Origin of the sequence: Streptomyces sp. IMTB 2501 (assembly GCF_001953885.1) — a bacterium.
In the GTDB taxonomy this organism is placed as follows: Bacteria; Actinomycetota; Actinomycetes; order Streptomycetales; family Streptomycetaceae; genus Streptomyces.
Genome location: NZ_MQUS01000018.1, coordinates 81279 through 102446, shown reverse-complemented (window position 1 = coordinate 102446; position 21168 = coordinate 81279). Strand labels below are relative to the sequence as shown.

Annotated in this window: 18 protein-coding genes; 7 read left to right on the top strand and 11 right to left on the bottom strand. The window is 70.8% G+C overall.

Annotation, left to right across the window (positions count from 1 at the left end; genetic code table 11):
- Window positions 1–101 precede the first annotated feature (101 nt).
- Window positions 102–821 (top strand): SDR family oxidoreductase, encoded by a 720-nt coding sequence (locus AV521_RS28280; RefSeq protein ID WP_076092034.1) that lies wholly within the window; start codon window positions 102–104, stop codon window positions 819–821.
- A 4-nt stretch (window positions 822–825) separates the two neighbouring features.
- On the opposite strand, the gene AV521_RS28275 is transcribed toward AV521_RS28280, so the two are convergent.
- Both AV521_RS28275 and AV521_RS28270 read right to left on the bottom strand, forming a co-directional pair.
- Window positions 826–1353, bottom strand: coding sequence for an isochorismatase family protein (locus tag AV521_RS28275; protein ID WP_076092032.1), 528 nt, complete (start codon window positions 1351–1353; stop codon window positions 826–828).
- Between the two features lie 19 nt (window positions 1354–1372).
- Window positions 1373–1813 (bottom strand): MarR family winged helix-turn-helix transcriptional regulator, encoded by a 441-nt coding sequence (locus AV521_RS28270; RefSeq protein ID WP_076092030.1) that lies wholly within the window; start codon window positions 1811–1813, stop codon window positions 1373–1375.
- Between the two features lie 128 nt (window positions 1814–1941).
- Between AV521_RS28270 and AV521_RS28265 the strand changes: the two genes are divergently transcribed.
- Together AV521_RS28265 and AV521_RS28260 are read left to right on the top strand one after the other, a co-directional pair.
- Window positions 1942–2859: a zinc-binding dehydrogenase gene (locus tag AV521_RS28265; protein WP_076092028.1), complete on the top strand. Its 918-nt coding sequence runs from the start codon at window positions 1942–1944 to the stop codon at window positions 2857–2859.
- A gap of 132 nt (window positions 2860–2991) precedes the next feature.
- Entirely contained in the window at window positions 2992–4869 is a 1878-nt protein-coding gene (locus tag AV521_RS28260; RefSeq protein ID WP_076092026.1) for a sialidase family protein, read from the top strand.
- On the opposite strand, the gene AV521_RS28255 is transcribed toward AV521_RS28260, so the two are convergent.
- A complete protein-coding gene (locus AV521_RS28255) occupies window positions 4819–5835 on the bottom strand; it encodes a bile acid:sodium symporter family protein (protein ID WP_079249433.1) in 1017 nt (338 codons plus the stop codon). The two genes, AV521_RS28260 and AV521_RS28255, sit on opposite strands and share 51 nt — an antisense overlap.
- A 193-nt stretch (window positions 5836–6028) precedes the next feature.
- Between AV521_RS28255 and AV521_RS28250 the strand changes: the two genes are divergently transcribed.
- The 4 genes from AV521_RS28250 (at window position 6029) to AV521_RS28235 (ending at window position 10173) form a co-directional block, all read left to right on the top strand.
- Window positions 6029–6898, top strand: a complete 870-nt coding sequence (locus tag AV521_RS28250) for a LysR substrate-binding domain-containing protein (protein ID WP_076092021.1) — start codon at window positions 6029–6031, stop codon at window positions 6896–6898.
- A 448-nt stretch (window positions 6899–7346) separates the two neighbouring features.
- A complete protein-coding gene (locus tag AV521_RS28245) occupies window positions 7347–7550 on the top strand; it encodes a hypothetical protein (protein WP_076092019.1) in 204 nt (67 codons plus the stop codon).
- A 192-nt stretch (window positions 7551–7742) separates the two neighbouring features.
- The gene (locus AV521_RS52315) at window positions 7743–8117 is read left to right on the top strand and encodes a hypothetical protein (protein ID WP_179023438.1); all 375 of its coding nucleotides are present in this window, start codon (window positions 7743–7745) and stop codon (window positions 8115–8117) included.
- Between the two features lie 229 nt (window positions 8118–8346).
- Window positions 8347–10173, top strand: coding sequence for a long-chain fatty acid--CoA ligase (locus tag AV521_RS28235; RefSeq protein WP_076092015.1), 1827 nt, complete (start codon window positions 8347–8349; stop codon window positions 10171–10173).
- 28 nt (window positions 10174–10201) lie between these two features.
- On the opposite strand, the gene AV521_RS28230 is transcribed toward AV521_RS28235, so the two are convergent.
- Genes AV521_RS28230 through pqqA form a run of 8 tightly spaced genes read right to left on the bottom strand, consistent with a single transcriptional unit; the run spans window position 10202 to window position 21028 of the window.
- The gene (locus AV521_RS28230; RefSeq protein ID WP_076092013.1) at window positions 10202–12232 is read right to left on the bottom strand and encodes a PQQ-dependent sugar dehydrogenase; all 2031 of its coding nucleotides are present in this window, start codon (window positions 12230–12232) and stop codon (window positions 10202–10204) included.
- A gap of 14 nt (window positions 12233–12246) precedes the next feature.
- Window positions 12247–16746 (bottom strand): glycosyl hydrolase family 28 protein, encoded by a 4500-nt coding sequence (locus AV521_RS28220; protein WP_256725702.1) that lies wholly within the window; start codon window positions 16744–16746, stop codon window positions 12247–12249.
- A 12-nt stretch (window positions 16747–16758) separates the two neighbouring features.
- Window positions 16759–17544 (bottom strand): heparin lyase I family protein, encoded by a 786-nt coding sequence (locus AV521_RS28215; RefSeq protein ID WP_076092011.1) that lies wholly within the window; start codon window positions 17542–17544, stop codon window positions 16759–16761.
- Entirely contained in the window at window positions 17541–18776 is a 1236-nt protein-coding gene (locus AV521_RS28210; protein WP_076092010.1) for a glycoside hydrolase family 105 protein, read from the bottom strand. The genes AV521_RS28215 and AV521_RS28210 overlap by 4 nt, the downstream gene beginning before the upstream one ends.
- On the bottom strand, window positions 18773–19873 hold the full coding sequence (gene pqqE, locus AV521_RS28205) for a pyrroloquinoline quinone biosynthesis protein PqqE (protein WP_076092008.1): 1101 nt from the start codon (window positions 19871–19873) through the stop codon (window positions 18773–18775). The genes AV521_RS28210 and pqqE overlap by 4 nt, the downstream gene beginning before the upstream one ends.
- Window positions 19870–20151, bottom strand: coding sequence for a pyrroloquinoline quinone biosynthesis peptide chaperone PqqD (gene pqqD, locus AV521_RS28200; protein WP_076092006.1), 282 nt, complete (start codon window positions 20149–20151; stop codon window positions 19870–19872). The genes pqqE and pqqD overlap by 4 nt, the downstream gene beginning before the upstream one ends.
- Window positions 20148–20864, bottom strand: a complete 717-nt coding sequence (pqqC, locus tag AV521_RS28195) for a pyrroloquinoline-quinone synthase PqqC (RefSeq protein ID WP_076092004.1) — start codon at window positions 20862–20864, stop codon at window positions 20148–20150. The genes pqqD and pqqC overlap by 4 nt, the downstream gene beginning before the upstream one ends.
- Window positions 20861–21028, bottom strand: a complete 168-nt coding sequence (gene pqqA, locus AV521_RS47875; protein WP_107481047.1) for a pyrroloquinoline quinone precursor peptide PqqA — start codon at window positions 21026–21028, stop codon at window positions 20861–20863. The genes pqqC and pqqA overlap by 4 nt, the downstream gene beginning before the upstream one ends.
- Between the last annotated feature and the right edge of the window lie 140 nt (window positions 21029–21168).

Genomic DNA, 21168 nt, shown 5'->3' with positions numbered 1-21168 from the left:
CAGCTGGAAGAGGTCTTGGACGGCCGGCCGGGGGCCGTCGCAGGCTGGATCCCGGCGGGCGACCAGGACCTCCCGCCGGGCAGCCAGGAAAGGGGCACCGTATGAGCCTGCAAGGACAGCGGATCGTCGTCATCGGGGGCACGTCGGGTATCGGACTCGCGGTCGCCGAGGGCGCGGCGCGGGAGGGCGCCGGGGTGGTGGTCGCCTCGCGCCGGCAGGAGAGCGTGGACGCGGCACTGAAGCTGCTGGGCGACGGCGCCGAGGGGCAGCTGCTGGACGCCACGGACGAGGACGCGGTGCGCGGCTTCTTCACGGGGGCCGGCGCCTTCGACCACCTCGTCTACACAGCGGGTGAGTCGCTGCTGCTGGAACCGCTGGCCAGGGCGGATGTCGTCCGGGCACGGCAATTCATGGACACCCGGCTGTGGGGTGCGTACACGGCGGTCAAGTACGGCGCCGGGTCGATCCGTCCGGGTGGGTCGGTGGTGCTGACCACGGGGACGGCGGGGCGCCGGCCGATGCCCGGATCGAGCGCCGCGTCGGCACTGTGCGGGGCGATGGAGTCGCTGGCCCGGGCGCTGGCCGTGGAGCTGGCACCGGTGCGGGTCAACGCGGTTTCGCCCGGGGTGGTGCGCACCGAGCTGTGGCGGGAGCTGCCGGAGGCGGACCGGGAGTGTCTGTTCCGGTCGTCCGCCGAGTCGCTGCCGGTGGGGCGGGTCGGCGAGCCGGCGGATGTGGCGGAGGCGTACCTGTATCTGATGCGTGGGGGCTACAGCACCGGGTCGGTGGTGGTCGTGGACGGGGGCGGCACGCTGGTCTGATGGGTCAGGCTGCGGCGAGGCGTACCTCGGCGGCGGTCACGACGGTGCCGAGGCGGGGGAAGTCGAGCCGGACGGACGCCTCGTGCTCGGCGGCGGTGAAGGCGGCCATGGCGTCCTCGGCGAAGACGAGGCCGTAGCCGAGGTCGGCGGCGGCGCGGGCGGTGGACTCGACGCCGAGATTGGTGGCGATGCCGCCGAACACCAGGGTGGTGACGCCGCGTTCGCGCAGCCGCTCGTCCAGGCCGGTGCCCTGGAAGGCGCCGATGGTGCGCTTGACCACCTCCAGGTCGCCGTCGGCGGCGAGGCCCGGCACGAGTCCGCTGCCGGGCGGCTGTTCGGCGGTCGAGGGGCGTTCGACCCGGACGAGGACGACGGGCGCTCCGGCGGCGCGGAAGGTGCCCGCCAACACCTCGGCGGTGTCCAGTACTTCGGTGCCTTTGCGGGGTTCCAGCGGCAGCGCGACGATGCGTTCCATGAGATCGACGAGGATCAGGGCGGTGCGCTGCGGATCGAGCGCGGGAGCTGCGGTCATGACGGAACGTTAGCCGCCGTCAGCCGTCCGTGCCGGAAATCCGGATCAACAGGCCCATGAACTGATCGCGTTCGGCGGCCGACAGCGGGGCGAGCAGCTCGTCGTTGGCCTCGCGGGCCGCCTTCTCGCAGCGCGTGAGGAGGCGGGCTCCTTCGTCGGTGAGGGTCACGGCGTTCTTGCGCCGGTCCCGGGGGTCGGGGGCACGCAGGACGTGGCCGGCGGACTGCAGGTCGTTGAGCACGCCGACCAGGTCCTTGGGGTCGAGGCCGACGCCGCGGCCGAGGTCGGCCTGGGCGACGGGCTGGAGGTCGCGGACGGCGGAGAGGACGACGTGGTGCCACATCTTCTGCCCCTCGGCCGCGAGGGCGTCGGCGACCAGACCGCGCCCCCGGGCGGCGGCACGGCCGAGGAGCCAGCTCGGCAGGGAGCGGATCGCGGTCAGGGGCGCTTCGTCGGCCATGCCGGCAGCCTATCCGATAATCATTGGACCCTCCAACGAATTTTCGCTATCGTTGGGACTCCCAACGACTTCTTGGGTGCCCCGGCGATCGATGCGCCGGGCCGCGCCCGGCCTTGGAGGTGCGTGCGATGCGTCGTGTCCGGTACGAGTCCACCGGCGGCCCGCTGTTCGTCGAGGAGGTCCCGGCCCCCGAGCCCGGCCCCGGCGAGCTGCTGGTGCGCTGCGCGGCGATCGGCGTCACCCTGCCCGTCGTCCGCAAGGTCACCGAGGCCGCCGAGCCGATCGCCCTCGGCGGAGAGATCGCCGGCGAGGTGGTGGCGGCCGGCGAGGGCGTGACCCGCTTCCGGCCGGGCGACCGGGTGACGGGAATGTGCTTCGGGCACGGGTATGCCGACTTCGCCCTGCTGCACGAGGCCATGGCCTCCCCCATACCGGACGGCGCCGACGCGGTGGACGCGATCGCGCTGGTGCGCAGCGGCCTGGTGGCGTACGGGGCACTGGAGGCGGCGCGGCAGGCGCCGGGCGAGGCGGTCCTCGTCACGGCGGCGGCGAGCGGGATCGGCCACCTCGCCGTGCAGCTGGCGCGGGCGCGGGGTGCCGGGCGGGTGGTGGGAGCCGTGTCCGACCCGGCGAAGGCGGACTTCGTACGCTCACTGGGCGCGGACGACTGCATGCAGTACACCGACGGCAGTTGGGGAGATCCGGTCGACTGCGTCCTGGATGCCGTCGGCGGCGACCTGCTCACCCCGGCCCTCGCCGCCCTCGCCCCGCACGGCCGCCTCGTCGCCTACAGCTCGGGCGGCGGCACCCTCCAGGCGTACGACCTGCTGGTGGGCGCCAAGTCGGTGATCGGTTTCCAGATGGCCCTGATCGCCCGCGGCCGGCCGGACCTGTACGAGCAGTGGCGTCAGGAGCTGTGGCGGCTCTTCGCCGAGGGCTCCCTGAAGCCCGCCGTCCATGCCGAGTTCGCACTTCAGGACGCGGCGAAGGCGCACGAGGTGATCGAGACGCGGGCCAACCTCGGCAAGGTGGTGCTGCGCCCGTAGGGCGTTCACACCCGCCGCATGCCGCACACTTCTTGTGAGACGGTCTGCCCCCAACTACCTTCGATGGGGCGCACGTTGGACATTGGATGTCCGGATGTCCAGATGTCCGGCCGATGAAGGGCAGGTCCCTCCATGCCGTCAGGTCTTCGCGCCCGTCCGAGAACCGCGCTCGCCGCCGCCTGCTCGGCGGCGGCCCTGTTCGCACTGCCTCTCGCTGCCACCCACCCCGCACTTGCCCAACCCTCCACCGGCTCCCCCGCGTTCGAGCAGCAGGTCCTGTTCAAGGCCTCCCAGGATCCCGGCTACGCGTGCGTCCGCATCCCGGCGATCGTGCAGACCACCGACGGCACGCTGCTGGCTTTCGCCGAGGGCCGGGTCCTCAACTGCGGGGACGCCGCCGACACAGACATCGTGCTCAAGCGCTCCACCGACGGCGGCCGCACCTGGGGCCCGCTGCAGGTGGTCACCGACGGCGGCGGCGACACCCACGGCAATCCGGCGCCGATCGTCGACCGCGCAACGGGCCGGGTCTGGCTCGCGGAGACGTACAACACGGGCCGGACCGACAGCGCCAGTTGCTCCGTGCCCTGCGACCGTACCCCGCACATCCAGTACAGCGACGACGACGGCCGGACCTGGTCCGCCCCTCGCGATCTGAGCCCGGAGATCCTGCCCGGCGACTGGAACTCCTGGTACGCGACCGGGCCGGCACACGGCATCCAGCTCACCCGGGGCCGCTACGCGGGCCGGCTGGTCTTCGGGGTCAACACCGAGACCTGGGACGGCAACCGGACAACCGCCAACCACGCGGCGCTGATCGTGAGCGACGACCACGGCGGCCACTGGCGGATCGGCGCCCAGGACACCTGGCCCATCGCCGACGACGGCACCTTCCGCCAGAAACCCTCCGAACTGGCCCTCGCCGAGCGCCAGGACGGCTCCATCCTGGTCAGCGCCCGGGAGCAGGACGGCACCGATCTGGGCCACCGCACCCAAGCGGTGAGCCGCGACGGCGGCTCCAGCTTCACCGCGCCCTTCCACGACCTGCCGGACCTGTACGCCCCGATGGTGGAGGGTTCGCTGCTTCGCCTCGGCAACCGTCTGCTGCTGGCCTGCCCCGCCGACCCCGACCACCGGCGGACGATGATGATCCGCTCCTCCTACGACGGCGGCCGCACCTGGGACAGCGTGGACCGCGGCACGGTCGTCACCACGGACTGGTCCGGCTACTCGGACATGGCGCGCGTCGACGGCGACACGGTGGGCCTGGTCTACGAGGGCGGCGCGGTGGACGCGCGCGACGAGATCCGCTTCGCCCGCTTCACCGAGGACTGGCTCGTCCCGCGCCGCGGCCCCGACCCCGTCACCCCCGACCTGGCCCGGCACGCCCGCCCGGCCGCGGTGCTCGGCGGGGCGAAGGAGACGGCCGGGGTCTTCGGCGGAGCGCTGCGGTTCGACGGCACCGACGACGCCGTACGCCTGCCGTACCGCGACAGCCTGCCCCTGGGCACCAAGGACTTCACGGCGTCCCTGTGGTTCCGGTACTCGGCGACGAGCGGTGAGCAGCCGATGCTGTGGATGGGCGGCGTCGGCGCCAGTCAGCCGCAGGTGTGGGTGCGTGGCGAACCGGCGAACCACCGCATCCAGGGGCTGGTCACGGTACGGGACGGAGCGACCGCGCCGCAGACCGCGTACGTGCGGACGGATACCGCATACAACGACGGCCAGTGGCATCACCTGGTCCTGCGCAGGGGCGACAGCAGGCTGTCGTTGTTCGTCGACGGCACACAGTCTTCCGTCGCCGACGTCCCGGGGTCGGTCAGCAGCAACTCCCCCTTCGGCGTGCACATCGGTCAGCGCATGGACAGCAGGGCCTTCTACACCGGCGCGATCGACGAGGTGCACGTGTGGGACCGGGCCCTCACCGACGAGGAGTTGTCGGATCCGAGGGCGCTGCGGTCATCGAAGGACACGGTCCTGTGGCTGCCCCTCGACCATGTGAGCGGCTGAACCGGCGACCACACCCGGGACCTGCTCCGGGTCCCGGGCCCGGCGCCTGGCGATGACCGCGCACACCATCAGCTGCATCTGGTGGAACAGCATCAGCGGCAGCACGGCGAGGGCGGCGTGGGCGCCGAACAGGACACCGGCCATGGGCAGCCCGGAGGCGAGGGACTTCTTCGAGCCGGCGAACTGGATGGCGATCCGGTCCGCCCGGCCGAAGCCCAGCGCCCTGCCGCCGTACCAGGTCAGCACGAGCATCGCGGCGAGCAGGGCGGCCTCGACGACGAGCAGGCCGCCGAGCCGCGCGAGGCTGACCTGGTGCCATATGCCCCGGATCATGCCCTCGCTGAAGGCCGTGTAGACGACCAGCAGGATCGAGCCGCGGTCGACCAGCCCGAGGACCTTCTTGTGCCGGGCTGTGAAGCCACCGATCCAGCGCCGCAGAAGCTGTCCCGCGAGGAACGGCACGAGCAGCTGGAGCACGATCTTGACCAGTGAGTCCGCCGAGAACCCGCCTCCGCTGTTGCCGAGCAGTCCGGCCGCCAGCAGCGGGGTGACGACGATGCCGATGAGGGAGGAGAAGGAGCCCGCGCAGATCGCCGCCGGGACGTTTCCGCGGGCGATCGAGGTGAAGGCGATGGACGACTGGATCGTCGACGGCACCAGCGTCAGGAACAGCAGTCCCTGGTAGAGCGGCTGGGTCAGCAGCACCGGCACCAGTCCGCGCGCCGCCAGCCCGAACACCGGGAAGAGGACGAAGGTGCAGGCGAGCACCGTGGCGTGGAGCCGCCAGTGGCGCAGTCCGTCCAGCGCCTCACGGGTGGAGAGGCGGGCGCCGTAGAGGAAGAAGAGGAACGCGATCGCGGCCGTCGACGCACCCGAGGCCACGCCGGCGGCGGTGCCCCGGGCCGGCAGGAGCGCCGCGAGGCCCACGGTTCCGAGCAGCAGGACGATGTACGGGTCGATCGGCATCCAACTCGGCCGGCGCAGGCGATTCACAGTGCTCCGATTGCTGTGCGCGTGTCTGTACGCGTCCGTTGACAGGTCGTTCCGCATCAGGCCCGCAGGGCCCCTCTTCATCGTCCTCCTCGGGCCGCCGATCGGGAATCCCGCATACCACTCTGACTGTCATCATGAAATCCGATAGCCGGGTAGGCTGCCTGCCGTGTACGACCCGACCCAGCTGCGCACCTTCCTCGCCGTGGCCCAGACGCTCAGCTTCACGCAGGCCGCGCACCGGCTGGGGCTGCGCCAGTCCACGGTGAGCCAGCATGTGCGCCGGCTGGAGGACGCGACCGGGCGGCAGCTGTTCACCCGGGACACCCATGCGGTGGAGCTGACCGAGGACGGCGAGGCGATGCTCGGCTTCGCCCGTCGGATCCTGCAGGTCCACGAGCAGGCGACGGCGTTCTTCACCGGCACCCGGGTGCGCGGCCGGCTGCGGTTCGGGGCGTCGGAGGACTTCGTGCTCACCCGGCTGCCGGAGATCCTGGAGGGCTTCCGCTACGACCACCCGGAGGTCGACCTGGAGCTGACGGTGGAGCTGTCCGGCACCCTGCACGAGCAGCTGGCCGCCGGGAAGCTGGACCTGGTGCTGGCCAAGCGGCGCCCGGAGGATCCGCGGGGCGAACTGGTCTGGCGCGACGACCTGGTGTGGATCGGCGCCGAGCGGCTGCGCCTGGACGCCGACCGGCCCGTCCCGCTGATCGTGTATCCCCCGCCCGGCATCACCCGGGCCCGGGCGCTTCAGGCGCTGGAGCGCGAGGGCCGCGACTGGCGGATCGTGTGCACCAGCGGCAGTCTCAACGGGCTGATCGCGGCGGCCCGCGCCGGGCTCGGGGTGATGGCCCACTCCAGGCGCCTGATCCCGCCCGGCCTCTTCCGGCTTCCGGACCGCGCCGGCCTGCCCGACCTCGGAAAGACCGACTTCGTACTGGTCCACGGCCGCCGCCGGGGCACCGCCGAGGAGGCCGCGAACGCCCTCGCGGCGGCGATCCTGGCGGGCGGAGAGCGCCTGAGCCGACGGGGCGGCTGAGGCGCGTCAGCGGGGCATCGGGCAGGTGAGCCTTCTTGACCTGGCGCAGGAAGGGCGTGGTCTCCGGCGTTCAGCGGAATCGCGTTTCTGTCGATCTGGATGCAGACCCTGGCGGGTACTGACGCCGGTGCGCGGCGGGCTGACGCTGCTGCCGATGACGGTGGTGTCGATGGTGGTCGCGGTACTGGCGGGGCGGCTGCGGCACAGGATGCCGGCCTGGCAGACGGTGCGCGGCGGCCTGAGCTGGCGCCGATGACGGTGGAGGCGATGGTGGTCACGGTGCTGGCGGGGCGGCTGCTGCACGAGGTACCGGACTGCCAGACGGTGCGCGGCGGCCTGAGCTGGCGCCGATGACGGTGGAGGCGATGGTGGTCACAGCGCTGATGGGGCGGCTGCTGCACGAGGTACCGGACTGGCAGACGGTGCGCGGCGGCCTGAGCTGGCGCCGATGACGGTGGAGGCGATGGTGGTCACAGCGCTGATGGGGCGGCTGCTGCACGGGGTACCGGACTGGCTGACGGCGGGCGGCGGGCGGCGGGCTGCTGCTGCCAATGACGGTGGCGTCGATGGCTCTCCGGTGCTGATGGGGCGGCTGCGGCACAGGATGCCGGACTGGCAGACGGTGCGCGGCGGCCTGAGCTGGCGCCGATGACGGTGGAGGCGATGGTGGTCGCGGTGCTGGCGGGGCGGCTGCTGCACGGGTGCCGGCCTGGCTGACGGCGGGCGGCGGGCTGCTGCTGATCGCCTCGGGCACGCTGTGCCAGGCGTGCCGGACGGCGCTGATGCCCGGGGGCGTGCCGGTCGGCGTCGGCCGCCAGCCGCGGCCGGGGCGGTGCTCGCGGCGGTGCATTCGGAGCGGGCCGGGAGGGCGGGCGGCGCGGTGAACACGGTCCGGCGGCTCGGGTACGGGCACGGCGTGGCCGTCTTCGGCGCCGTACTCACCTCGCGGATGACCGGCACGCTGCCGGGCGGCGGCGCCGGTGCGCTGCGCGGCGGTTTCCCGGACCACACCTTGCACACCGCGTTCACCTCGGGCCTGAACGGCGCGCTGGTGATGCTGGGACTGCTGCTCGTGCGGGTGGGCAGGCGCACACCGGCGAAGGTGCCCCGCGCGGAGGTGGAGCAGGCGGTGCCGGCCCGCCGCTGGCCACGGCGCCCGTGTGCCTCACCCGGCCGGGCGGTGCCCTATATGCGCAGATCAGGGCGATGTGCGCCGTAATCGACGCGTACAGATTCGGTGGAGATTACGGCACCGAAACTTACTGACCCGTCAGTATTGTGTCCGGCCCTTCCCCATGTGAGGGCATTTTCCGGTCACCACTCGGGAGGAACGTGTGGTTTGCTCGGTTTCCGACCCCCTCCCGCCCGATGACGGCGTGGGGTAGCTTTCACCGCGCTGTGCCGAGCATCACGGGCGTGACCATGCAGCGAGGATCGGGGAGCGAGGTTTGCGCGAGTTCACCAACCCGCCGCTCACGTCGGCACCGCCCGTGGGCGGTCTGGCCGACGTGGTCTTCGAACATGCCCAGACGGACCCCACGCACGTGGCCCTCGGCCGCAAGGACGCCTCCGGGCAGTGGCGGGACGTGACCACCACCGAGTTCCGCGACGAGGTCCTGGCCCTCGCCAAGGGCCTCCTGGCGCGCGGCATCCGCTTCGGCGACCGCGTCGCGATCATGTCCCGCACCCGGTACGAGTGGACCCTGTTCGACTTCGCACTGTGGGCGATCGGCGCCCAGGTGGTGCCCATCTACCCCACGTCCTCGGCCGAGCAGTGCTTCTGGATGCTCTACGACGCCGAGGTGTCCGCGGCGATCGTGGAGCACGAGGACCACGCGATGACCATCGCGACCGTCATCGGCCGCCTCCCGCAGCTGCGCCAGCTCTGGCAGCTGGACTCGGGCTGTGTGCAGGAGCTGTACGACGCGGGGGCGCACCTCGACGACGAGCTGGTGCACCGGCACCGGCAGGCGGTCACCCCGGACTCGATCGCCACCATCATCTACACCTCGGGCACCACCGGCCGTCCCAAGGGCTGTGTCATCTCCCATGCGAACTTCATGTTCGAGGCGGACACCATGGTCCGGCGCTGGGAGCCGGTGTTCCACTCCAAGAAGGGCGACGAGGCGTCCACGCTGCTGTTCCTGCCGCTCGCGCACGTCTTCGGGCGGATGGTGGAGATCGCGGCGATCCGCGGCAAGGTCCGCTTCGGGCACCAGCCGCAGCTGCACGCCGCCGCCCTGCTGCCCGATCTCGCCGCGTTCAAGCCGACGTTCATCCTCGCGGTGCCGTACATCTTCGAGAAGGTGTTCAACGCGTCCCGCCGGAAGGCCGAGAAGGACGGCAAGTCGGGGCCGTTCGAGAAGGCCGTCGACATCGCGGTGAAGTACGCGGAGGCCGTGGAGGCCAAGGCGTGGGGCACCGGGCCCGGCCCGTCGGCGGGGCTGCGCATGCAGCACCAGCTCTTCGACAAGCTCGTCTACTCCAAGGTCCGCACGGCGATGGGCGGCCGGATCCGCAACGCGATGTCCGGCGGTTCGGGCATGGACCGCCGGCTGGGTCTGTTCTTCGCGGGTGCCGGTGTGCAGATCTACGAGGGCTACGGCCTGACCGAGTCGACGGCCGCCGCGACCGCCAACCCGCCCGAGCGCACCCGCTACGGCACCGTCGGCCAGGCCATCCCGGGCGTGACCGTGCACATCGCCGACGACGGGGAGATCTGGCTGCACGGCGGCAACGTCTTCCAGGGCTATCTCAACAACCCGAAGGCCACCGACGAGACCCTGCACGAGGGCTGGCTGGCCACCGGCGACCTCGGCTCGCTCGACGAGGACGGCTATCTGACCATCACCGGCCGCAAGAAGGAGATCCTCGTGACCTCCGGCGGCAAGAGCGTCTCCCCCGGTGTGCTGGAGGAACGGGTCCGCGACCATCCGCTGATCAACCAGTGCATCGTCGTCGGCAACGACCGCCCCTACATCGCCGCCCTGGTCACCCTCGACCAGGAGGCCGTAGAGCACTGGCTGCAGATGCGCGGAAAGCCGAGGATGACCCCGGCTCAGCTGGTGCGCGACCCGGACCTGGAGACGGAGGTGCGGCGGGCGGTGGTCGCCGCCAACACCCTCGTCTCGCAGGCCGAGTCGATCCGTACCTTCCGTATCCTCGCGCAGCCGTTCACCGAGGAACACGGCCTGCTCACACCGTCGTTGAAGCTGAAGCGGAAGGCGATCGAGAAGGCGTACGACACCGAGGTCGAGGCCCTCTACCACACCTGACGCGACGTCAACTCCGCTCCGGTCGGCCTCAGCTGATGGTCACCCGGAAGATCTTGTCGGATCCGTCCGCGGCACCTCCGTTGTTGTCGCAGTTGGTGGTGGACAGCCACAGCTGGTCGGCGCCCGGCACCTTGGTGACGGTACGCAGCCGGCCGTAGGTGCCGACGTAGTACGCGGTCGGGGTGCCGACGCTCTCGGTGCCGCCGTTGATGGGGATGCGCCACAGGCGTTCGCCGCGCAGGGAGGCCATGTAGACGACGTTGCGGACGATCGCGATGCCGCTCGGCGAGGCCTCGTTCACGTTCCAGGTGGCCTTGGGGTTGGTCATGCCGGCGACGTTGCAGCTGCCCTCGCAGAGGGGCCAGCCGTAGTCGGCGCCGGGCTTGATGAGGTTCAGCTCGTCCTTGGAACTGTTGCCGAACTCCGCCTCCCACAGCCGGCCGTTGCGGTCGAAGGCGAGGCCCTGCGGGTTGCGGTGGCCGTACGAGTAGACGTAGTTGCCGAACGGGTTGCCGGGGGCCGGCCTGCCGTCGGTGGTCATACGCAGGATCTTGCCGTTGAGGGAGTTCTTGTCCTGGGCGAGGTCGGGTTGCTGGGCCTCGCCGGTGGAGACGTAGAGGTAGCCGTCGGGGCCGAAGGCGAGGCGGCCGCCGTTGTGGTACCGGTTCTTCTTGATGCCCTGCAGCAGGATCTTGTAGTCGCCGAGCTTCGTGCCGTCGTAGGTCATGCGCACGACCCGGTTCCCCTCGGCGGCGGTGTGCATGAAGTAGACGTAGTGGTTCGTCTGCCACTGGGGGTCGACCGCGACGCCGAGGAGGCCGCCCTCGCCGTTGGTGGTGACGGCTTCGGGGACGGTGCCGACCTGGGTCCTGGTCCCGTCCTTGGTGACCTTCCAGACCCGGAAGTCGTCCCGCTCCGTGACCAGTGCGGTCTTTCCGTCGGGCAGCCAGTAGGTGCCCCACGGGATGGTCCAGCCGGTGGAGAGCGTGGCGATGGAGGACGGGACACCGCCGTCGGTGGCGCAGGCCTTGGTGGTGAAGGACACCGTGTTGCTCGGCGGGGAGACATTGCCGGCGGCGTCGCGAGCGGCGACGTTCAGGGCGTAGGGGCTGTTGCAGGCGAGCCCGGTGAGCGTGGTGGACGTGCCGTCGGTGACGGTCTTGTAGACGGTGGTGCCGCTGCGGATGTCGTAGGCGGTGACGGCCCGGTCGTCGGTGGAGGCACCCCAGCTGAGGTCGACCGTGTTCGATGTGATGCCGGCTGAGCGCAATGTACCGGGTGCGGTCGGCGGGGTGGTGTCGGAGCTGGGCCTGGTCGTGCAGTCGACGACCGGGCTGGCGGGCGAGGTGTTGCCGGCCGCGTCACGGGCGATGACCGTGAGGTCGTAGGTGGTGTTCGGGGCGAGCCCGGTCAGTGTCTTCGTGGTGGTGTCACCGGGCGCCTCGCCCAGCTTGTTTCCATGCTCGTACAGGTCGTACGCCGCCACCCCTGTGTCGTCCGTCGACGCACCCCAGGACAGGGTCAGGCGGTCCTCGCCGATGTCCGAGCAGGAGGGCTGCCCGGGACGGGTGGGAGCCTGGGTGTCGGACGGGGTACCGAGGCTGATGCGGTCGAGGTTGGGGCCGCCGGCGGCCGTGGTGGCGGTCGCCCGGATCTTGTTGCTGCCCGCCTTCAGGGTGACGCTGACGGACTTGGACGCCCAGGTGTTCCAGTCGGCGGTCGCCGGGAAGGAGACGGCGGGCGCGACGACGGTCCCGTCGACGGAGAGGTCCATCGGCCGGTCGGTGCTGGTGCCGTTGGCGTAGCGCAGGGTGACCGACGCGGGCCCGGCGGCGGCCGCGTCGACCGTGAACTCCACATAGGAGCCCTTGATGTTGGTGTAGTCGACGAAGCCGGTGCCGGTGTAGCCGGTGTGGTTGGTGGCGACGGCGCCCTGGGAGATCAGGGCGTCCTCGGCCTGGTAGTCGGTGGCCGCGCTCGCGGTGCCGTGGCTCAGCGCGACGAGGGGCACGGCGAGGGCCAGGGAGAGGGCGCGGACGAGTGTTCTTTCGTGTTTCATGAGGGTCCCCTCGGCTAGCTGTTGACCGGGTTCACACGGATCAGCCGGGTTTCGCCCGGCCGCAGCGTCGCGCTGTAGGAATCGGCGATCACGCCCTTGTGGGCACCGGACCAGAGGTCCGTGACGTCGCCGGAGCCGGTGAAGCCGACCTGCGACCAGTTCACGGAGACCGTCGCGCTGCCGGACGCACCGGTGTTGAACAGCGCCACCACATAGGAACCGCCGCTCTCACGCTTGCTCCAGACCTGCTGGACGCCGCTCTTCACGATCCGGCGCGCGGCCACTCCGTCCTGGTCGACGCCGATCAGCCGGTCGTTGGTGAGCATCGCCCTGTCGGCCGGGTCGAGGTGGGTGAGGTCGGTGCCCAGCAGCAGCGGTGCGGCCGCCATCGACCACAGGGTGAGGTGAGAGCGGCGCTGGTCGGCCGTGAGACCGGCCTGGTCGCCGTTGCCGATCTCCAGCGAGTCCAGGTCGTTCCAGCCGCCGGGTCCGGCGTACGGCTGCCAGGACGCGGCCGCGTCGAAACGCGCCGAGACATGCGACCAGTCGGTCAGCGGATAGCCGCTGCCGTGGTCCCCGGGCCCGCAGTAGCACTCGACGTCGCCCTGGGTGCGCCAGCTGTTGGCGAGGGCGCGCCAGGTGGAGGCGTGGTCGAGGGGGAGGTTGTTGGACAGGGCGAAGGTGATCGGCCGGCCGGTGGCGCGCAGGGCCTTGTCCCAGGCCCGGACGTCGGGGATGTCCTGGCTGCCCACGCCGTCGATCTTCAGGTAGTCGACACCCCACGAAGCGAACTGCCTGGCCCAGGAGTTGACGAATTCCTGGGCACCGGGCTTCGAGTAGTCGAGGTAGTACATGTTCTTGCAGTTGTAGTTCTTCTCGGTCTTCGAGGTGTCGGCGATGTCCTTGGCGTGGTACGGCGTGCCGTCGACCGGGGTGTTCTTCAGGACGGCGTTCCTGGCGATGCCTGGGGTGACATAGAAGCCGAACTTCAGGCCCCTGGCGTGGACATGGTCGGCGAGGGCCTTGATGCCGCCCGGGAACCTGGCGGCATCCACCGTCCAGCGGCCGTAGGAGTCCACGGCGAACCCGTTGGAATCGCACTTCTGCCAGAAGTCGTCGAGGTTGACGTAGCCGAAACCGTGGTCCTTCAGACCGCTCGCCGCCAGGGCGTCGGCCTGTGCCTCGATCTTCGCCTCGGTGGGCTCCCGCCGTACGAAACTCCAGCTGCTCCAGCCCATGGCCGGGCGCAGGGACTGCCCGTTGCCGGAATCGGGGGTGTACGTGGCCGCCGGGGTGGCGTACGACGTCCCTATCCAGGCCTCGTCGATGCGCAGCCGCTGGTAACGGGTGGTGTCGGTCGAGGCGGCCCAGGTGGAGTCCGCTTCGAGGCGGACGTAACGGGCCGTGGTCGCGGTCAGGTCGATGCCCTGGATGCCGCGGGCGCTGGGGAGTTGGCCGGTCCTGACGGGGCTGCCCCAGTTCTTGCCGTCGTCGCTGAGGTAGACCTTGTAGGCCTTGATCCGTGCGGACTGTTCGGTGGCCGAGCGGGCGTAGGCGACGGAGTCCTCGCGCTGGTTGAGGCCGAGGTACTGAACCTTCCTCGCCGTACCGAGGTCGAAGGTGAGGGTGACGGGCAGGGTCTTGCCGTTGTCCCAGTAGGTGAGGTAGTCGCCGTCCGACGCGGCGGAGCCCGGGTGGCCGCTCGCGGAGGCGCTCGCGGTGACCTTGACGCCGGTCGCGATGCCCTGGCGGCCGGCGGTGATCACCTTGAAGACGGTGTCGTACGGGTCCCAGCCGCCGAGGCCGGTGAGCGTGAGCGCGCCGCCGGACTGCGTCCAGGAAACCGGTGCTCCGGTGCGGAGGTTCGTGACGGAGGCGATGCGGTAGCCGTTGTCGCGGATGCGCAGGGTGCTGGTGCTCGGCGGGGTCAGGACATGGATGTACTGCCGGTCCGGATCGTCCTTGGCGATGGTGGTGACGCCGTGGGCGCCGTCGTTCCAGAACCCGGGTTTGAGCCCGCCGTACATGTAGCCGCCGCCCTCGGTGCCGTGCAGGGATTCCCAGATGGGGTCGAGGTAGCCGTCCGCGAAGGTGTTGAAGGCGGCCTGGTTCGCCGGGAACTTCCCGTTGACCTGGGCGGTTTCGGCCATCAGGGCCTTCACCGAGGAGCCCGCGTTGGTGACGAGGCGGCCGAGGGTGAGCCCCCGGTCGACGGTGGGATCGGAGCCGTCGTACCACCAGGCGCCGGTTGACGGCAGCTTGAAGTCGGCCTCGGTGAGCCTTGGCTGGGCGGTGTAGAGCGCCTGCGGGTAGTCGTAGGCGGGCGTCATCTCCGTCTTCTGCTCATTGCTGATCATGTCCATGATCGGCGTGTCTTCGTTGTTGTTGCTCAGGGTGTAGTTGGGGCGCTTCTGGTAGATCTGCTGGTAGAGGTTGTGGGTCAGCCAGTAGTCGTTGTCGTTGTCGATCCAGAAGCCGCCGAGGTCCGGGTAGCGGTCCATGACCTCGAAGAAGTTGTCGTACGAGAACTGACCGAAGCCGTCGCGGGTGGTCAGGTCGACGTTCGTGCCCTTGTAGGCGGAGTACGCGGCCGAGTCGAGCCACTCGTGGCCGCCCTCGTCGTGCCACTGGGGGTCGTCGGTCATGTAGAGGATGACCTTCATGCCCTTGGCCTTGGCGGCGTTGATGAGTTCGCCGAGGAAGTCCCGCTTGGTGGAGCAGGAACCGGGGATCTTCGACGGCCAGGGGCGGGCGTAGCCGAGCCGGCTGTGGAAGGTCGCCAGTACGAGGTACTGCGTGTGCAGTTTTCTGGCTTCGCCGACCCAGTAGTCCGGTGTCCAGCCGCCGCTGGTGACGTCCTTCTCCCAGGCGCCGCAGTTGGTGTGGGCGGGGGCGGTGCGCAGCCCCCAGTGCAGGAAGAGGCCGCCGACGGAGGCGCGCAGGAAGGCCTGGCGGGGGTTCTCCAGGTCGAGCGGGCGGGCCGGTGTGCCGCAGTGCTCGCTGGATCCGCTCGCCGACACCCGCAGCGTGCCGCCGGTGGTGGTGTGGCTGTCGGTCAGGCAGTAGCCCGTGACGTTCTGGAAGCCGATGTCGTGGGGTGACCGGGTGCCCTTCCGCGCGGTGAACCGGGTCAGCCGGACATCGCTCGCCGTGTCGGCGATGACGGCGGGCCGGCCGTCGTCGGCGGCAGATCGCACACTGCTGTCGGTGAGCTGTATGCCGTCGGCATTGTGCAGATACCAGCCGTACGCCGGCCGGGTCCCGATGCTCTTCGGGTCGTAGTCCTTCGGGTCGTTGCTCGGTACGCCGGTCGACATCGTGCCGTTGCCGCCCGGGACGGTGATGTTGACGTCGGTGAAGGTGACCCCGCTGATCGGGTGGCCGTTCTCGCCCCACAGGGTGGGGCTGAAGGAGGGGCTGTTGCCGGTGGCGGTGATGTTGTCGTACGTGACGTCGCTGATCGATCCGACACCGGGGCTGTTGCCACATCGTCGGCGCGTCCCGATCTTCTCCATGATCGGCGAGTGGACGTTCGTCATGGTGATGTCGCGGTAGTGGACGTCGGAGATCTTCGCACCGTCCATGGAGACCATGCCGAGGCCGGACTTGTCGGCGCCCTCGATGCGGATCTTCTCGAACTGGTAGTCCGAGAAGTCGCCGCAGGTCTCGGAGCCGAACATCAGGGCGTTGCAGCAGCGCGCCGACAGCACCGAACCGCTCACCCGGACATGGCCATTCGGGAGTCTGGCGCCGAGGGCGTAGTCGCTCTTGAAGACCAGGGCGTCGTCGTTGGCGGCGATGTGCGCGTCGGTGATCGCGACGTTGGTGGTGGAGATGACGTTCCAGCCGTCGCGGTCGCTCGCGGTGTCGATGGTCAGGCGGTCGGAGACGACGTTCGCGCAGCCGTTGATCAGGGCGGCGAAGTGGCCGCCGCGGCGCAGGGTGAGGCCGTCGCCGAGCCGGAGTCCGTCGCAGCGGGTCAGCGACAGGATCTTGTCGGCCTGGCCGGACCTGGGGTTTCCGGTGATCAGACTGCCCGCGCCGTCGATGACACCGTCGCCGGTGAAGCCGATGTCGGTCAGCTTGTCGCCGTAGATCATCGCGTTGTGGAAGTGGCTGTGCCCGTAGTCCTGGTACTTGTCGTTCGGGTTGGACTCGGGCGGGTCGTACATGTTCGCCGAAGAACCCTGGATCGTGGCGCCCCGGTCGACCTGGAGTGTCACATGGCTCTTCATGTGGATGGTGTTCCCGGACTTGTAGGTGCCGGCCGGGAAACGGACGGTGCCGCCGCCGGCCGCATTGGCCGCGGTGACGGCCTTGTCGATGGCGGGGGTGTCATTGGCGGAGCCGTCGCCCTTGGCGCCAAAGGCGCGTACGTCGTACACGGTGGCGGGGCGGGGCGTGGCGGGGTGCGGGGCCGCGAGGGCGGAGGGGTGGGAGAGGCCGAGGACGACGGCGAGGGCGCACAGGACGATCGCCGCCGCCCGTCTCGGGCCGGCGATGTGGGGTTTCACGGGACCGCTCCTCTAGGCGAGTTGGTAGCCGCGGAGGTTGGTGAGCAGCAGGTAGGTGTCCTGGAGGGATCCGGAGGTGTCGCCGAGGGAGCGGTAGATGCCCCACTTGGGGCGCACCCGGTCGGCGAGGAAGGTGTCGACACCGGTCTTCGCCTGGTCGACGACGGTGGCGGAGCCGCTCTTCAGGATCCAGCGGACTGAACCGGCCGAGCCGTTGCCGACCTCGATCTGGAAGTCGACGTCGGTCCACCGGTCGTGCAGCGGGTCGAGGTCGGCGCGGCCGACGAGGATGTCGTCGGTGGCGAGCCGCAGTTCGATCGTCTGCTTCCCGTTCAGGCGTCGCAGCGACTGCACGACGATCGGCGAGGTGCCGGCGCCGGGCTGCTTCATCTGCATGATGTGGGTGAAGGTGGTGGTCGCCTTGAGTGTGCTCGGGATGTACATCGAGTAGGTGATCCGCCAGGTCTGGCCCTCGGTCCACTTCAGATAGCTGTTCGCGCCGGTGCGCAGGCCGGTGACCTCCTGGCGCTGGCGGTCGGTGGAGGTGTCCCGGTCGACGGTGTGGATGTTGAAACGCCAGTTGTCGCCGGTGGCGAAGATGTGCGGGTGGCCCGCCGGGTGGGAGTGGGCGCGGTCGTCCTCGACGGTCTCGAAGGCGCCGAGTCCGTCGGAGTTCGCGGACGGTGACCACTTCAACTGCCAGGAAGCGGCGTGGGCCTTGGCGGCCGGCAGGCCGGTCGTGGCCGCCGCGGCACCGCCGAGCGCGGCACCCAGCACGGACCTTCTGGATGTGCTCATGACACCACATCACCTCGCAGCTGCTCGTTCATGATCAGGAAGGCCCCGAGCCCGTGGAAGTCGTTGGTGGCCCGGGTGCGGCCCACGTAGTAGGCGTAGTCGCCGACGTTGGTGCCGACGGAGATGCCGGCCAGGTTCGTACGGCCGTCGGTGCCGGCTGACAGCCGCGCCAGCACGCCTTGATAGCCGCGCTTGGCCACGGCCCCGAAGCGCTGGTCCAGATAGCCCTGCCGGGCGCCGCGGTCGAGGGCGTAGGTGAACATGCTGGAGCAGGACGTCTCGGTCCAGTTGTCCGGTCGGGCGCCCTTGTCCATCACCTGGAACCAGCGCCCGGACGCCGGGTCCTGGTACTTCTCCAGCGCAGACGCCAACGCGCGGAGGATGCCGAGCAGTTGAGGCCGCTGCGACTGGTCCGCGGGGATCGCGTCCAGCACGTCGGTGAGGGCCATGGCGTACCAGCCGACGGCCCGGCACCAGTACTCGGGGGCGAGCCCGGTCGCCGGATCGGCCCAGCTCGCCGACTTCGACTCGTCGTAGGCGTGCCGCAGCAGGCCGTTCGCGACCTGGAGGTGACGGCCGTAGACATACAGCTGCCGGGCGGCCTCCCCGTCCGTGTACGCGCTGTCGTGGAACTCCGCGCCGTACTCGACCAGGAACGGGTTCACCATGTAGGTGCCGTCCGCCCACAGCTGGTGGGCCCGGCTGCTGGTGTCGGCGTGCCAGAAGCCGCCGTCGGAGGTGCGCGGATAGCTGTTCAGACGGTCGCGGATCTTCTGCGCGGCCTTGCGGTAGCGGTCCTGGCCGGTCTCGTGGTGCAGGATCACCAGCAGCCGGCCCGCCTGCATGCTGTCGAGGCTGTCGAAGGACTGGCCGATGCTGCCGTCGCCGCTCACGAACCGGTCGACGTAGGACTTGATGTAGGACAGCAGGCGTGGGTCGTGGGTGCGCCGGTAGACGAGGTACTGGCCGTAGAGGTACAGGCCCACCGGGTACGACCAGCCGCCGATGGTGGCCGGGGTGTAGCGCGCCATGGTGGAGTCGACGACGGCCGTGGACCAGTCGCGGGTGACGGCCGGAAGACGGGCCGCGGCAACGGGTGCGCCGCTCGCCGGGGATACGGCGACCGGAGCGGGGACGGCGCTCGCCGGCGGTACGGCGGCGGGCATCGCGGCCAGGGTGGCGGTGGTGAGCGCGGCGGCGGTCAGCGCCGCGCGCAGGCGTCGGCGTCTCATGGTCCTCCTTCGCGGTAGACGTACGCGGGTGGGTGCGGGGCGCGGGCGGCGCCGTGCACCAGGGCGTCGACGAGGTGGCGCTCCGGGGCGTGCCGGCAGGCCGGGTCGGTGCGGGCGGCGTCGCCGGTCAGGGCGTACGCCTGGCAGCGGCAGCCGCCGTGGTCGACCGTGCGCAGGGCGCAGCCGCGGCACGGCTCGGGCATCCAGGCCTCGCCACGGAAGGCGGCGAAGGCCCTCGACTCCCGCCATATCCAGGAGAGTTGACGCTCCTTCACATTCGGTGGGTCCAGGTCCGGGAGGGTGGCGGCGGCCGGGCAGGGAAGCACCGTGCCGTCCGGGGCGACGGTGAGCGAGACGGCGCCCCAGCCGCCCATACAGGGTTTCGCGGTGGCGTCCACGAGGTCGGGGGCCACCCACACCATCTCCAGTGCGTCGCCGAGCCGTTCCCGCCATCGGGCCACCCGGGCGCGGGCCCGCTCGACCTGGGCGGGCATGGGCAGCAGGGCGGCACGGTTGCGGGCGGCCCAGCCGTGGTACTGCGTGTGCGCCAGCTCGATCCGGTCGGCGCCCCAGGTGAGGGCGAGCCGGACCAGGCCGTCGAGGTCGTCCAGGTTGCCGCGGTGCAGGACGGCGTTCAGCCCGAGGGGCAGCCCCGCCGCGCGGATCAGCCGGGCGGCGCGTTCCTTCGCCGCGAACGACCGGGCCCCCGCGATGCGTTCGGCGGCCGCCGGGTCCGCGTGCTGCACCGACAGCTGCACACTGCGCAGCCCGGCCGCGGCCAGCCCGGCCAGCCGCCGCTCGCCGAGCCCCACCCCGCTGGTGACGAGCTGGGTGTACAGGCCCGCGGTGTCGGCGGCGGCCACCAGCTCGGGCAGATCGCGCCGCAGCAGCGGTTCACCTCCGGACAGATGGGTGTGTACGACGCCGAGGGCGCCCGCCTGACGGAAGACCTCCGACCACTGCTCCGTGGTCAACTCTGCTGACCGGCCGACCAGTTCGACGGGGTTGGAGCAGTATCCGCAGCGCAGTGGGCAGGCATGGGTGAGTTCGGCGAGCAGGGCCCAGGGAGGGTCGCAGGGAGCGGGAGGCTCGGTCATCTCAGCCAGCCCTCCTTCCACAAGCGGTCGAGGAATTCCGGGACTTCGCTCGCCACGGGCGCGCCGGGGTGGCGTACGGCCAGCTCGGCGACGACGGCGGGCACGTCCCGGGCGCCGTCGCACAGCCGCAGCACACCGCCGGCGCCGCCGTCGAGCACCACCACCCGCTCGGGCAGCAGCAACAGGTCGGCGCCCCGGACCGGGTCGTGCCGCAACACCACACCCCGGGCGAGCGCCGGGCGCCAAGGCCTGCCCCGTGCGATCGGCGCCGGTGTCATGGCCCGCTCCGGTCCACCGCGTCCAGCAGAGCCCACAGCACCTCGCACTTGAACTCCAGTGCCGCGACAGCCCGTTGCTGCTCCTCCTGGGTGCGGGCGCGGGCGAGGACCAGGGCGAGAGCCTGCTCGGCGTCGCGGGCGCCCTGGGTGACACGGGTGCGGAAGTAGGCGAGGCCCGCCGGGTCGATCCACGGATAGTGGCGTTCGAAGGCGGCGATGCGGGTGCGCATCAGGTCCGGGGCGGACAGCTCGGTCAGGGAGGCCGCGACGGCGTCCAGCACCGGGCGCTGGCGGCAGAAGGTGACGTAGGCCTCCACCGCGAAGCGCACTCCGGGCGGGACCCGGGAGGCGTCCAGAAGTTCCTCGCGGGCGAGGCCGGCCGCCTCGCCGAGCCGCAGCCAGCGCTCGATACCGCCCCCCGTGTCGTCGGTACCGTCCTGGTCGTGGATGCGGCACTGCCAGGCGCGGCGGTCCTCCGGCCGGTCGAGTCCCGCGAGGATCAGCGCGTCCTTCACGGGGATGTGCCGCTGGTAGTGGAAGCGGGCGGCGATCCAGCGGCGCAGTTCGGCGGGGGTCAGTTCGCCGCGGTGCATCCGCTGGTTGAAGGGGTGCAGGTCGTGGTAGCGGGTCGCGGTGACCGCGCGCAGCCGCGCGGTGAACTCGGCGGCCGGCCAGAGGGCACGGCTGTCGAGTTCCGGTGGTGCCGCGGTCATGCGGCCGGGGGCGGCTGGGGCGGACGACGGTCGGCCAGCGCGTACGCGGTCACCTCCAGCGCGGTCTCCACGATGTGGTAACTCGGGCTTCGCCAGACCTTTTCATCCGATGTCTGAGGGGTGGAGCGGTGCGTCACAGGAGACAGCAAGGGGCTCTCGTTCATGGGCGCGTACTCACTTTCCTGAGGGTGAGGAGTCGCAGAAGGAAGGCAGAAGGAAACAGGATGGATGCAGCGGCCTGGTCAGGGCCGGTTCACATGTATGCACCGGGTTCATCGACTCGTCCGGTGGCGCGATACAGAGT